Raw genomic sequence first — 12463 nt, 5'->3', positions numbered from 1 at the left:
CACGGAATTCTTGCCGTCCCGTTAGCGCCATACCATAAGGGGACAGGCAATTTCCCGCAACATCTCGTGATCACGGGGTGTCGCGAAGGTATATAGGAGCAGTTTCATGGATCACGCCGATCTTGTTGCGGTGACCCGCCGCCTCGCGCTCGAGGCGGGGGACGCGATCATGGCGATCTACGAGTCCGAGGACCTCGGGGTCGAAACGAAGGCGGACGCCAGCCCCGTCACCGCGGCGGACGTGGCCGCTGACGCCATCATTTCGGCCGGGCTGCGCGCCGCTTTTCCGGACTTGCCGCTGGTGACCGAGGAACAGGCGAATTCCCACGCGCAGAGCGTCAGCACTTTCCTGATCGTCGATCCGCTGGACGGGACCAAGGAATTCATCCACCGGCGCGGCGATTTCACCGTCAACATCGCCTATGTCGAAGACGGCGCGCCGATCCGCGGCGTGGTCTATGCGCCGGCCCGCGGGCGGCTGTTCTACACGCTCGCCGATGGCGGCTCGGTCGAGGAGACCGGCCCCTTCGACAAGGATGCGCCCGGACCCGTCAGCCCGGTGCGCGTCGCAAGGCCGGACAACGCGGCGCTGATGGTGGTGGCGTCGAAATCCCACCGCGACCAGGCGACGGACGACTATATCGGCAGGTACGCCGTGCGCGACATGAAAAGCGCGGGCAGTTCGCTCAAGTTCTGCCTTGTCGCGACGGGTGAGGCGGACATCTATCCGCGCCTGGGGCGGACGATGGAATGGGACACGGCGGCGGGTCATGCGGTGCTGTCGGGCGCGGGCGGGCATGTCGTGCGGTTTGACGATCACGAGGCGCTGACCTACGGCAAGGACGGCTTCGCCAACCCTTTCTTCATCGCCCACGCGCCCGGCGTCGCGCTCAAGGACGGCTGAGCCATGAGCGTGCTGATCGCCATCCCCGCGCGCCACGCCTCGACCCGCTATCCGGGCAAGCCGCTGGCGGAGCTCACCGGCGCGACCGGCGTGACGAAATCGCTGATCCAGCGGTCGTGGGAGGCGGCGCGCGCCGTGCCGGGCGACCACCGCGTCGTCGTGGCCACCGACGACGCGCGCATCCGCGCCCATGCCGAGGCGTTCGGCGCCGAGGTGGTGATGACCTCGCCCGACTGCGCCAATGGCACCGAACGCTGCGCCGAGGCCGCGGCGGCTCTGGGCGGCGGGTTCGAGATGGTGGTGAACCTTCAGGGCGACGCGCCGCTTACGCCGCACTGGTTCGTCGAGGACCTGATCGAGGGCCTGCGCGCCGACGCCGGCGCCGGGGTCGCGACCCCGGTGCTGCGCTGCGACGGGCGCGCGCTCAACGGGTTCCTGCGCGACCGCAGCGAGGGCCGCGTCGGCGGCACTACGGCGGTGTTCGACGCCGCGCGTCACGCGCTCTACTTCTCCAAGGAGGTGGTGCCCTACACCGCGGAAACCTACGCCGACGACGCGCCCACGCCGGTTTTCCACCATGTCGGCGTCTATGCCTACCGCCCCGAGGCGCTCGCGGCGTACACCGCCGCCGCGCCCGGGCCGCTGGAGGCGCTCGAGGGGCTCGAGCAGCTGCGGTTCCTCGAACAGGGGCGCGCCATTCTCTGCGTCGAGGTCGAGGCGCGCGGGCGGCAGTTCTGGGAATTGAACAACCCCGAGGACGCGCCCCGCATCGAGGCGATGATGCGCGACATGGGAATGCCGTGATCAAGCAACTTCCGAGTGCATTTGCTTGCCGTTGTTGATAGAATTGCGCCGCCGGACCAACATTGGTCAGGAATTCCGGCCCCGGGGACAAAAAAATGTCAAAATTCCCACTTAGCTGGAAACTGTCTTTAGCTTTTCGATGTTAGGTGGGTGAATCATGGGACGTGTCGGAGACAAGCGCATGCGCAGCAAAGTGACCAAGGCCATCTTTCCGGTCGCCGGGATGGGAACGCGGTTCCTGCCAGCCACGAAATCGGTACCGAAGGAGATCATGACGCTGGTCGACCGCCCGCTCGTGCAATACGCGATCGACGAGGCGCGCGCGGCGGGGATCAAGGAATTCATCTTCGTCACCTCGCGCGGCAAGGGCGCGCTCGAGGATTATTTCGACAACGCGCCCCAACTGGAACAGGAGTTGCGCAAGAAGGGCAAGTCCGAGCTGCTGGAAATCCTGAAATCCACCAACATGGATTCTGGTGAAATCGCCTATATCCGCCAGCACAAGCCGCTCGGCCTGGGTCACGCGGTATGGTGCGCCCGGCGTCTGATCGGCAACGAACCGTTCGCAGTGATGCTGCCCGACGATGTGATCGCGGCCGAGAAACCCTGCCTGCAACAGATGATCGAACAGTTCGAGGAAACACAGGGCAACATCGTCGCCGCGATGGAGGTGCCGGATGACAAGGCGTCCTCCTACGGCATCCTCGATATCAAGGACGACATGGGCTCGGTGGTGTCGACCAAGGGCATGGTGGAAAAACCCGCGGCCGGCACGGCGCCCTCGAACCTCGCCGTGATCGGGCGCTACGTGCTGACGCCCACGGTGCTCAAGATGCTGAACAAGAAGAAGCCGGGCGCGGGGGGCGAAATCCAGTTGACCGATGCGATCGACGACGCCCGCGACGAGGGCGAAGAGGTCTATGGCCTGCGCTTCCGCGGGCAGCGGTTCGATTGCGGCTCCAAGGCCGGGTTCCTCCAGGCGACGGTGTCATTCGCGCTCGATCGGCCCGACCTGCGCGACGATCTGCAAAACTTCCTTTACGACATCGTTAACGCTAGTAAGGCTGCGCAATAACCTTTTCGCAGCCACGAAGGCGACAACGTGACGAACATTCTGGTGACGGGCGGCGCGGGCTATATCGGCAGCCATGCGTGCAAGGCGCTTCTCGCGGCGGGGTATACCCCCGTCACCTACGACAATCTCGGCATCGGTTGGCGGGACGCGGTGAAGTTCGGCCCCTTCGAGCAGGGCGACCTGACCGACCGCGAGCGGCTCGATCAGGTGTTCGCCGCCTACCAGCCCGCCGCCGTGATGCATTTCGCCGCGCTGAGCCAGGTCGGCGACAGCATCCGCAGCCCCGAGACCTACTGGCACAACAACGTCGCCGGCTCCCTCACGCTGTTGCAGGCGGCGGTGCATGCCGGGTGTCTCGATGTGGTGTTCAGCTCCACCTGCGCGACCTATGGCGACCAGGATAACGTGGTGCTGGATGAGAACTGCGCGCAGCATCCGATCAACGCCTACGGCGCCTCCAAGCGCGCGATCGAGGACATGCTGCGCGATTTCGAGGGCGCCTACGGGCTGCGCCACGTGATCTTCCGCTATTTCAACGTCGCCGGCGCCGACCCCGACGGCGAGATCGGCGAATTCCACCGCCCCGAGACGCACCTGATCCCGCTCATGCTCGACGCGATCGACGGCAAGCGGGACGCGCTCACCATCTTCGGCACGGATTGGGACACCCCCGACGGCACCTGCATCCGCGATTACGTTCACGTGATGGACCTGGTGGACGCGCATCTTCTGGGGCTGAAATGGCTGGAAAGAGACAAGGGCAGCCGGATCTTCAATCTCGGAACCGGGACCGGGTTTTCCGTGCGCGAGGTGATCGACCACGCCGGCGCGGTGACGGGGCGCGAGGCGCCGGTGATCGAGGGACCGCGCCGTCCCGGCGATTGCACCAGGCTGGTGTCGGGATCGACCTGCGCAGAGGCCGAACTTGGCTGGACGCCGCATCGCTCCACGCTCAGGCAGATGATCGCGGACGCCTGGCGCTGGCACCAGAGCGGGCATTACGAACGGTAGCGGTCGCCGCGCCTGGAAGCGATGCGGATTTTCATCGAATCGCCCAAGTTTCGTGGCAGAAGACGTGAAACGCCACCCGCCGAGGACCGATGCCGAAAAGAGAGGACATTTCGCGACATCTGAGCCGTGCGGCGATGGCCTATCGCCTGCGCTGGAAACGCCGCCGGCTGCTGGCGCGCGCATTGCGCAAGCGCCGCCAGCTGAGCGTGGTCGAAGATCGCACGAACGGGCTCGCGGCGGGCGCGATCCTGTGCTTCTCCACCGTGCGGAACGAGGCGGCCCGCCTGCCTTTCTGGCTCGACCATCACCGCAAACTCGGGGTCGATCATTTCCTGATCGTGGACAATGACTCGGGTGATGGAACGCGCGAATTGCTCGCTGAGCAACCGGACGTATCCGTCTGGCGCACATCACACAGCTACCGGTTGTCGCGCTTCGGGGTGGACTGGCTCACCCTGTTGCAAATCCGCCACGGCCACGGCCGCTGGTGCCTGACCCTCGATGCGGACGAGATATTCATCTACCCGTTCCACGACACCCGACCGCTGCCGGCGCTGACCGAATGGCTGGAGCGCAAGGGGATCGACGCCTTTGGCGCGCTGATGCTGGATATGTATCCCAAGGGACCGCTCGACGCCCAGACCTACGAGGCTGGCGAGGACCCGTTCGAGATCCTGCAATGGTTCGACGGCGGCAACTACATGATCCAAAAGAAGAAAGATCTCGAGAACCTGTGGATCCAGGGCGGCCCCCGCGCGCGCAATTTCTTCGCCCGGAACCCGCGGCGCGCGCCCACGATGGGCAAGGTGCCGCTGGTCAAGTGGCGGCGCCGCTACGCCTATGTCAGCTCCACCCATTCGCTGCTGCCGCGCCGGCTCAACCATGTCTACGACGAGACGGGCGGCGAGCGGACCTGCGGCGTCCTGCTGCACACCAAGTTCCTGCCGGAGATCGCCGAAAAATCGGTCGAGGAAAGAGCGCGCGGCGAACACTTCGCCAATTCCGCGCTTTATGATGAATATTATGACAGCCTGTCGCGGGCGCCCGATCTCTGGTGCGAGGGCTCGACCAGGCTGATCGGCTGGCGGCAACTCGAGGCGATGGGACTGATGAGCCGGGGAACTTGGCTGTGAAGTTTGGCGGAATATGCGTTTACCCAAACGCGCCAACATCTTATCGTCCCGCCGCAGGCAGGGGCAGGGGTAATTTCAGCAATCTTGTCTTAATCGGACGCGCCTATGCTGCGCCAAGTGACCCTTGTCCGGCAACCAGAAGCGAGGGAAAACCGAGTTGAGTTTCGTGCAATCCTACCGGATGCGGCTGCGACGCAAGCACGCCAAGGCGCGCGCGTTTCGCAAGCATTTCGCGCTGCGCCCGGTGGTGGACCGCACAGGCCAGATCCGGCCGGGTCATATATTGCTCTTTTCGACCATGCGGGACGAACATGTCCGCCTGCCCTATTTCCTTGAATATTACCGCGGCCTCGGCGTCGATCATTTCCTGATCGTGGACAATGAGAGCAGCGACGGCGGCGGCGATTACCTGGCCGATCAGCCCGACGTGTCGCTCTGGCACACGCGGGGCAGTTACCGGCGGTCGCGCTTTGGCGTGGATTGGCTCAACTGGTTGCAGGCGCGCTATGGTCATGGCCACTGGACGCTGGTGGTCGACCCGGACGAACTCTTCATCTATCCGTTCTGCGACACGCGGCCGATCGGCGCGCTCACCGACTGGCTCGACGGGTCGAACGTGCGCAGCTTCGGGGCGATGCTGCTGGACATGTATCCCAAGGGGCGGCTTGATTCCGTGCCCTACCGGCGCGGACAGGACCCGATCGAGATCGCGTCGTGGTTCGACCCCGGCAACTACATGATCGAGAAGAACCGCAAATACGGCAATCTCTGGATCCAGGGTGGGCCGCGCGCCCGCGTCTTCTTTCAGGACATGCCCAAAAAGGCGCCTGCGCTCAATAAAATACCGCTGGTGAAATGGCACCGGCGCTATGCCTACATCAGCTCCACCCACATGCTGCTGCCGCGCGGGCTCAACCTCGTCTACGACGAATGGGGCGGGGAGACGGCGAGCGGGGTGCTGTTGCACGCCAAGTTTCTCGACACCTTCACCCACAAGGCCGAGGAGGAGATGGAGCGCCGCCAGCACTATCGCGCCAGCATCGAATACAAGGCCTACATGGAAAACCTCCGCGACACGCCAGAGCTTTGGTGCAAATGGTCGGAGAAATATATAAACTGGCGCCAGCTTGAGATCCTTGGCCTCATGTCCAAGGGCAACTGGGCATGAGCAGGAAGGCACACGCGCCATGAGCGTCGGCATCGTCATGCTGGTCCACACGGCCCTTGCGCGGGCCGAGCAGGTGGCGCGCCACTGGTCGGCGGCGGGCTGCCCGCTGGTGATCCATGCCGATGTCTCGGTCCCGAACAAGACCTTCCGCGCCTTCCGGGAGGCGCTTTCGGACCTGCCCGACGTGCGCTTCTCGAGGCGGCATCGCTGCGAATGGGGGACATGGGGTCTTGTCGCCGCGTCGCAGGCGGCCTCGCAGATCATGCTGGACGAATTCCCCAAGGTGCGTCACGTCTATCTCGCCTCCGGGTCGTGCCTGCCGCTGCGCCCCGTGGAGGAACTGATCGACTATCTCGCCGAGCGCCCGCAAACCGATTTCATCGAAAGCGCGACGACGGCGGATGTGCCCTGGACGATCGGCGGGCTGGACGCCGAACGGTTCACGCTGCGCTTTCCCTTCTCGTGGCGCCGGCACCGCTATCTCTTTGACAAATACGTCGCGTTGCAGCGCACCTTGCGCCTGCGCCGGCGCATCCCGCCAGGCATCGTGCCACATATGGGCAGCCAGTGGTGGTGCCTCACCCGCCAGACCCTGTCCGCGATCCTGAGCGATCCCGAGCGCGCCACTTACGATCGCTACTTCTCCAAGGTGTGGATCCCTGACGAAGCCTATTTCCAGACCCTCGCGCGGCAGTATTCCCGCCGGATCGAGAGCCGCTCGCTCACGCTGAGCAAGTTCGACTACCAGGGCAAGCCGCACATCTTCTACGACGATCACCTGCAACTGCTGCGCCGGTCCGACTGTTTCGTCGCGCGCAAGATCTGGCCGCGGGCGAACCGGCTCTACGACGCGTTTCTGACCGACGCCGCGCACGCCATGAAAAAGACCGAACCCAACCCCGGCAAGATTGACCGCATCTTCGCCAAGGCGGTGGAGCGGCGCACGCGCGGCCGCCCCGGCCTCTACATGCAGAGCCGCTTTCCGGTGGAAACCCGCGAAAACGGTCTCACCTCGGCGCAATATTCGATGTTCCAGGGCTTCACCGAGCTGTTCGAGAATTTCGAACCCTGGCTCGCGCGGGCGACAGGCACTCGGGTGCACGGCCATATCTTCGCGCCCGAGCGGGCCGAGTTCTGCGACGATCAGACGGTGATGAACGGCGCGCTGAGCGACAGCGCCGCGCTGCGCGATTACAACCCGCACGCGTTTCTCGCCTCGCTGATCTGGAACACGCGCGGCGAGCGGCAATGTTTCCAGTTCGGCCCCTGCGACAACCAGGCGATCAACTGGGACATCGCCAAGGATCCCAACGCGCAGATTTCCGTCATATCGGGCGCCTGGGCGGTGACGCTGTTCCAGTCGAACCGCAACTTCGCCGACATCCGCCGCGAAGCGGCCCGCCTGCAACAGATCGAGAGCAAGCATCTCGAGATCCTGCGCTCATCCTGGACCAAGGCGCGGGTGCGCATCTGGACCATGGCCGAGTTCATCGAGGCGCCGATGGAGCCCTTGCAGACCATCATCGACGAGATCGGCGCGCAGCAGACCACGCGTGGCATTGCGGAGGCGCCCAAGATGGCCGACCTCACCGGGTTCGGCCAGTTCCTGCAAAACCTCAAGAACCAGGGGATGCACCCCTACCTGATGGGCAACTTCCCCGTCGCCCACAGCCCGCACGCGCCTCAGGCCGGCAAGCGCAAACCCTATCTGGTCCGGTAGCCCAGCATGAGCCGTTTCGATTACTTCGTGGTGTTCGCGGAGATGCGCACCGGGAGCAACCTGCTCGAATCCAATCTCAACGCCTTTGACGGCATCGCCTGCCACGGCGAAGCGTTCAACCCGCATTTCATCGGCTACCCCAACCGAACCGAAATCCTCGGCGTCACGCAGGCCATGCGCGAGGGCGACCCCGGGCGGCTGATCTACGCCATCCGGGACGACACGGAGGGCCTGGGCGGATTCCGCTTCTTTCACGATCATGATCAGCGCGCGCTCGACATCGTGCTGAACGATCCGCGCTGCGCCAAGATCATCCTGACGCGCAACCCCGCCGAAAGCTATGTGAGTTGGAAGATCGCGCAGGAAACCGGCCAGTGGAAACTGACCAACGTGAAGCGCCGCCGCGGCGCGCGCGCGCAGTTCGACGCGGCGGAATTCGACGCGCATGTGACGCGCTTGCAGGAATTCCAGCTAAAGCTGCTGAACGCGCTGCAGCGCAGCGGGCAGACTGCGTTCTACATCGCCTACGAGGACCTCAGCGACCTTGACGTGATGAACGGGCTGGCGCGTTTCCTCGGCGTCGGGGAGCAGCTGGAATCGCTCGACAGCACCCTCAAGATACAGAACCCTCAGGCGATTGGGGAAAAGGTCGCCAATTTCGACGAAATGGCCGGAGCGCTCGCCGGGCTCGACCGCTTCAACCTTACCCGCACGCCGAATTTCGAACCGCGCCGCGGCCCCGCCGTGCCCGCCCACGTGGCGGCGCTCCGCGCGCCGCTTCTCTATATGCCGGTGCGGGCGGGGCCCGAGGCGGAAGTGCGCCAATGGCTCGCCGCGCTCGACGGCGCGGCGCCCGAGGCGCTGCGCAGCGGCATGAACCAGAAGGGGATGCGCGCCTGGATGGCCGCGCATCCGGGTCATCGCCGCTTTACCGTGCTGCGTCATCCGGTGGCCCGCGCACACCACGCCTTCTGCACGCGCATCCTGAACCGCGGGCCGGACTGCCTGCCGGAAATCCGCCGCACGCTGCGCAATTTCCACAAGCTGCCGATCCCCGGCCCGGGCCCCGATGAGAGCTGGGACCGGCGCGCGCATCACACCGCCTTCATAGCGTTCCTCGAATTCCTCAAGGCCAACCTGCGCGGCCAGACCAGCGTGCGGGTCGACGCCGCCTGGGCGAGCCAGGTCTCGGTCCTGCAGGGGATGGCGCAATTCGTCCTCCCCGACATGGTGCTGCGCGAAGAGGAGATGGTGCTGCACCTTGCCGCGCTGGCCAAGCAGGCGGGTTATCCGGGTGCGGTCCCGGTTCCGGCGCCCGCACCGGATGCGCCCTTTGCGCTGGCCGACATCTACGACGACGGGATCGAGGCGCTGACCGCCGACATCTACCAGCGCGACTACGAGACGTTCGGGTTCACCCGCTGGGGCTGAGCGCCAGGGATCTTGCAACAGCCTTGCGTCAGGCCGCGAGGGCCGACTGAGCCTCGGTCACGATGGCATAGAGGGTCGCCGCGTCCCGGTTTGCGCGCAGCTTCGCACAGAGCGAGTCGTCGCGCAGCGTGCGCGACACCAGCGCCAGCGCCTTCAGATGCTCCACCCCCGCGTCGCGCGGCGCGAAGAGCCCGAAGGCGAGGTCGACCGGGCGGCGGTCCACGGACCCGAACTCGATCGGATGTTCGAGCAGCACCAGCGCGCCGACCACGCGGCCCAGATCATCGAGCCGCGCATGCGGCAGCGCCACGCCATGTCCGACGCCGGTCGGCCCCAGGCTTTCACGCTCGAGCAGGGCCTCGACGGCCGCGCCCGCGCTCACGCCATAGGCGGCGTGGACGATATCGCCCAGCTCGTGCATCAGACGCTTCTTGCTGGATACGGATGACAGGACTCGTACCGCCTCGGGCTTGAGGATCATTGAAACTTCCATTCTCGCTCCGAACAAACGCCGTCTTGCCGCGCGCTGCCCTCGTTTACGGGTCGATCCAGCCTATGTTGCCGTCATCGCGGCGATACACGACGTTCAGCCCGTTTTTCGCCTCGTTCTTGAACACCAGGACGGGGGCTCCGGCCAATTCCATCTGCATGACGGCCTCGCCGACGGAGAGCGACGGTATCCGCGCTTCCATCTCCGCCACGATGATCGGCTGGAGGCTTTCGGGTTCCGATTCCCCCTCCTCTGCTTCCGAGGCGAGGATATAGGAGGCGCCGCCAAAAAGTTCAACCGGCTCCGTGCGGTCGCGGTAATGGTCCTTCAGGCGGCGCTTGTAACGGCGCAGCTGCTTTTCCATTTTCTCGCAACACTTGTCGAACGCCGAGTAAATCTCGTGCGCGCGGCCCCTGGCCTGCGCCGTCAGACCGGTCGAAAGATGCACGGTCGCCTCGCACACGAACTCGTTGGCGCTCTTGGAAAAAACCACTTGGGCGTCGACCGGCCGCTCGGCGTATTTCTCGACAGCCACGCCAAGCTCGTTCTTGACGTGCGTCTGAAGGGCCTCGCCGATATCGATCTGCTTTCCGGTGATTTGATAGCGCATGTTCTCTCCTTCGGGCTTTGCGCCGGTCATTGCCGCGCCGCGCGGTTGCGTAGCGTGATGCAGCCCTGATCCTGGTCGCTTGAAATGCTCATCCCGCCGATCTGTCCGGTCCTTGCCCCGGGGGTCCGCACCCCGGCGCCGGGCTGTTCGGGCGTCTCGAATGTCATGGGATAATTGAGGCCGGTTCGAGGCGATTCGTCAATCACGATCACGGATCCCCCTGCGGAATTCAGCACGGAATATCACGAGATGCGAAAGTTCTCACCCAGGTAGACGCGGCGGACATTCTCATTCTCCACGACCTCGGCAGGGGCGCCGGACATCAGCACCTGCCCATCGTGCAATATATATGCGCGGTCCACGATTTCCAGTGTCTCACGCACGTTGTGATCGGTGATGAGCACGCCGATGCCGCGCTTCTTGAGGTCCGCGACAAGGTGGCGGATATCTCCGACGCTGATCGGATCGACCCCCGCGAATGGCTCGTCCAGCAGCAGGTAACGCGGATCGGCGGCAAGGCAGCGCGCGATTTCGACCCGGCGCCGCTCACCGCCCGACAGGGCGAGCGCGGGCGCGCGGCGAATATGCTCTATCGAGAATTCCGACAGCAGCGCCTCGAGCCGTTCACGCCGCTTGTGGCGGTCGCTCTGGGATATGTCGAGGATCGCCATGATGTTGTCCTCGACCGAAAGGCCGCGAAAGATCGACATTTCCTGCGGAAGATAGCCGATCCCCATCTTGGCGCGGCGATACATCGGCAGGCCGGTCACGTCGCGCCCGTCGATCATCACCTTGCCGCCCTCGGGATAGACAAGGCCGGCGATGGCGTAGAATGTCGTGGTCTTGCCCGACCCGTTCGGTCCCAGGAGGGCCGCGACCTCGCCCTGGCGCAGCGTCAGGGACACGTCGCGGATCACCACGCGTTTCTTGTAGCTCTTGCGCAGGTTGCGCACGCTCAGGCCCAGGTCCTGCGCGTCGCTTTCATGCGCGATATGCAGCGCGGCGGGCGTCATTGCTCCTGCTCGGGCTGCAGCACCGTCTTGACCCGGCCGGACATCCGGGCGGTTCCCGCCCTGGTGTCCACGAACATGCGGTCGGCGGTCAGCGCGGAGGTTCCCTGCACCAGCAGAACATCGCCATCGAGTTCGATCATGCCGGTCTGGACGTTGTAATCGGCCTGCGTCGCCTCGGCGGCGTCCTCGCCGCTGACCAGCGTCACGCCGCCGGTGGCGGACAGCCGCTCGATCCCCGAGCGGTCCTCGAGATAGACCACCAGCACGCGCGGCGCCGACAGGCGCATCTCCCCCTGCCCGATCAGCACGTTGCCGGTGAACACGGCGGTGCCGTCGGTCTGATCAACGTCGAGATTCTCCGCCGTCACCTCGACCGGCAGGGATGAATCCTGGCTGACGTCGCCAAAGGCGACCTGCGTGCCCTGCGCCTGCGCCATGCCTGCAAGGCACATGAATAGGATTACTTTTATCAGGCGCGCCACGTCTTATCAGTCCTTTGTGTCTGCGGGGCTGTATACCAGCTTGACCCCGTCCGTGAACAGCAAATGTGCGGTTCCGTCCTCCTCTTCCGAGGTCAGCAGCATCCGCCCCGCCTCGAGCGTGCCCGCCGGGCCGGAACCGGTGACGCGCCCCGGCGCCTCGGCGCGCAGGGTGTCGAACTCGGCGGTGAGCACGTCGGTGCGGATATCGTAGCCGGTGGTGGTGGTGATGTGGACATCCCCGTCGAGCCGCGCGGAATACTCGAACTGGTCGCTTTCGCCGCGATCCGAGGTGATGTTGACCACGGTTCCGCCGTTCAGGCGCAGTTCGGCCCGCACCCGATCGGCCATCAGGCGGCCTTCATGGTCGAGGTCCGGGCGCACGCGATCGGCCTTGAACGTGATCTGCTCGCCCCCCGTGGCGACGCCCGCAAAGCTTGGATTGGTCACGCCCTGCTCGTCGGCGCGCTGCTCGATATCGACCTGGCTGACCGGGATCGTCCCCCCGGGATCGACCTTGCGGCTGATCAGGAATACCGTCGACAACAGGCCAAGCGCGACCAGCGGCAGGATGATCTTCATCCACGCCACCAGCACCGAATAGAGATTGTCCCCAGCGCGCATC

The 12463-nt window shown here is 65.0% G+C and carries 14 protein-coding genes; 8 read left to right on the top strand and 6 right to left on the bottom strand.

The features are described from left to right. Positions 1-106 precede the first annotated feature (106 nt). The 8 genes from cysQ to D6850_RS01380 all read left to right on the top strand — a co-directional run bounded on the left by cysQ (position 107) and on the right by D6850_RS01380 (position 9246). Complete coding sequence (cysQ, locus tag D6850_RS01415; RefSeq protein ID WP_121163234.1) at positions 107-904, top strand: 3'(2'),5'-bisphosphate nucleotidase CysQ; 798 nt, start codon at positions 107-109, stop codon at positions 902-904. Positions 905-907: 3 nt separating this feature from the next. After that, the gene (locus D6850_RS01410; RefSeq protein WP_121163233.1) at positions 908-1708 is read left to right on the top strand and encodes a 3-deoxy-manno-octulosonate cytidylyltransferase; all 801 of its coding nucleotides are present in this window, start codon (positions 908-910) and stop codon (positions 1706-1708) included. A gap of 181 nt (positions 1709-1889) precedes the next feature. Next, positions 1890-2783 (top strand): UTP--glucose-1-phosphate uridylyltransferase GalU, encoded by an 894-nt coding sequence (gene galU, locus D6850_RS01405; protein ID WP_121163231.1) that lies wholly within the window; start codon positions 1890-1892, stop codon positions 2781-2783. A 27-nt stretch (positions 2784-2810) separates the two neighbouring features. Continuing rightward, positions 2811-3794: a UDP-glucose 4-epimerase GalE gene (galE, locus tag D6850_RS01400; protein ID WP_121163230.1), complete on the top strand. Its 984-nt coding sequence runs from the start codon at positions 2811-2813 to the stop codon at positions 3792-3794. Between the two features lie 89 nt (positions 3795-3883). Beyond that, the gene (locus D6850_RS01395; protein ID WP_121163229.1) at positions 3884-4927 is read left to right on the top strand and encodes a glycosyltransferase family 2 protein; all 1044 of its coding nucleotides are present in this window, start codon (positions 3884-3886) and stop codon (positions 4925-4927) included. Positions 4928-5108: 181 nt separating this feature from the next. Beyond that, a complete protein-coding gene (locus D6850_RS01390; RefSeq protein ID WP_121164995.1) occupies positions 5109-6095 on the top strand; it encodes a glycosyltransferase family 2 protein in 987 nt (328 codons plus the stop codon). A gap of 19 nt (positions 6096-6114) precedes the next feature. Further along, entirely contained in the window at positions 6115-7815 is a 1701-nt protein-coding gene (locus tag D6850_RS01385) for a DUF5927 domain-containing protein (RefSeq protein WP_121163228.1), read from the top strand. 6 nt (positions 7816-7821) lie between these two features. Next, the gene (locus D6850_RS01380; RefSeq protein WP_121163226.1) at positions 7822-9246 is read left to right on the top strand and encodes a sulfotransferase family 2 domain-containing protein; all 1425 of its coding nucleotides are present in this window, start codon (positions 7822-7824) and stop codon (positions 9244-9246) included. A 28-nt stretch (positions 9247-9274) separates the two neighbouring features. On the opposite strand, the gene D6850_RS01375 is transcribed toward D6850_RS01380, so the two are convergent. The 6 genes from D6850_RS01375 to lptC form a co-directional block, all read right to left on the bottom strand. Further along, positions 9275-9739 carry a PTS sugar transporter subunit IIA gene (locus tag D6850_RS01375; RefSeq protein WP_121163225.1) on the bottom strand — a complete coding sequence of 155 codons (465 nt, stop codon included), beginning with the start codon at positions 9737-9739 and terminating at the stop codon, positions 9275-9277. A 43-nt stretch (positions 9740-9782) separates the two neighbouring features. Then, the gene (gene hpf / locus D6850_RS01370) at positions 9783-10346 is read right to left on the bottom strand and encodes a ribosome hibernation-promoting factor, HPF/YfiA family (protein WP_121163224.1); all 564 of its coding nucleotides are present in this window, start codon (positions 10344-10346) and stop codon (positions 9783-9785) included. A gap of 26 nt (positions 10347-10372) precedes the next feature. Further along, a complete protein-coding gene (locus tag D6850_RS19380; RefSeq protein ID WP_166433964.1) occupies positions 10373-10513 on the bottom strand; it encodes a hypothetical protein in 141 nt (46 codons plus the stop codon). A gap of 75 nt (positions 10514-10588) precedes the next feature. Next, a complete protein-coding gene (lptB, locus tag D6850_RS01360; RefSeq protein WP_245964063.1) occupies positions 10589-11359 on the bottom strand; it encodes an LPS export ABC transporter ATP-binding protein in 771 nt (256 codons plus the stop codon). Further along, positions 11356-11811 carry an LptA/OstA family protein gene (locus tag D6850_RS01355; protein ID WP_121163221.1) on the bottom strand — a complete coding sequence of 152 codons (456 nt, stop codon included), beginning with the start codon at positions 11809-11811 and terminating at the stop codon, positions 11356-11358. The genes lptB and D6850_RS01355 overlap by 4 nt, the downstream gene beginning before the upstream one ends. A 36-nt stretch (positions 11812-11847) precedes the next feature. Further along, a complete protein-coding gene (gene lptC / locus D6850_RS01350) occupies positions 11848-12462 on the bottom strand; it encodes an LPS export ABC transporter periplasmic protein LptC (RefSeq protein ID WP_121163219.1) in 615 nt (204 codons plus the stop codon). Position 12463 lies beyond the last annotated feature (1 nt).

The organism is Roseovarius spongiae, from assembly GCF_003651245.1.
GTDB lineage: Bacteria > Pseudomonadota > Alphaproteobacteria > Rhodobacterales > Rhodobacteraceae > Roseovarius > Roseovarius spongiae.
Note: the sequence above shows the minus strand (reverse complement) of the source record. Positions and strands in the feature narration are given on the sequence as shown.

Excerpts from the sequence above, each read along its gene's own strand:
- D6850_RS01385 (WP_121163228.1), top strand. The coding sequence starts at position 6,115 with ATGAGCGTCGGCATCGTCATGCTGGTCCACACGGCCCTTGCGCGGGCC.
- D6850_RS01390 (WP_121164995.1), top strand. The coding sequence starts at position 5,109 with ATGCGGCTGCGACGCAAGCACGCCAAGGCGCGCGCGTTTCGCAAGCAT.
- D6850_RS01410 (WP_121163233.1), top strand. The coding sequence starts at position 908 with ATGAGCGTGCTGATCGCCATCCCCGCGCGCCACGCCTCGACCCGCTAT.
- D6850_RS19380 (WP_166433964.1), bottom strand. The coding sequence starts at position 10,513 with ATGACATTCGAGACGCCCGAACAGCCCGGCGCCGGGGTGCGGACCCCC.
- lptC (WP_121163219.1), bottom strand. The coding sequence starts at position 12,462 with ATGCGCGCTGGGGACAATCTCTATTCGGTGCTGGTGGCGTGGATGAAG.
- cysQ (WP_121163234.1), top strand. The coding sequence starts at position 107 with ATGGATCACGCCGATCTTGTTGCGGTGACCCGCCGCCTCGCGCTCGAG.
- D6850_RS01395 (WP_121163229.1), top strand. The coding sequence starts at position 3,884 with ATGCCGAAAAGAGAGGACATTTCGCGACATCTGAGCCGTGCGGCGATG.
- D6850_RS01380 (WP_121163226.1), top strand. The coding sequence starts at position 7,822 with ATGAGCCGTTTCGATTACTTCGTGGTGTTCGCGGAGATGCGCACCGGG.
- hpf (WP_121163224.1), bottom strand. The coding sequence starts at position 10,346 with ATGCGCTATCAAATCACCGGAAAGCAGATCGATATCGGCGAGGCCCTT.
- D6850_RS01355 (WP_121163221.1), bottom strand. The coding sequence starts at position 11,811 with ATGTGCCTTGCAGGCATGGCGCAGGCGCAGGGCACGCAGGTCGCCTTT.
- galU (WP_121163231.1), top strand. The coding sequence starts at position 1,890 with ATGCGCAGCAAAGTGACCAAGGCCATCTTTCCGGTCGCCGGGATGGGA.
- lptB (WP_245964063.1), bottom strand. The coding sequence starts at position 11,359 with ATGACGCCCGCCGCGCTGCATATCGCGCATGAAAGCGACGCGCAGGAC.
- D6850_RS01375 (WP_121163225.1), bottom strand. The coding sequence starts at position 9,739 with ATGGAAGTTTCAATGATCCTCAAGCCCGAGGCGGTACGAGTCCTGTCA.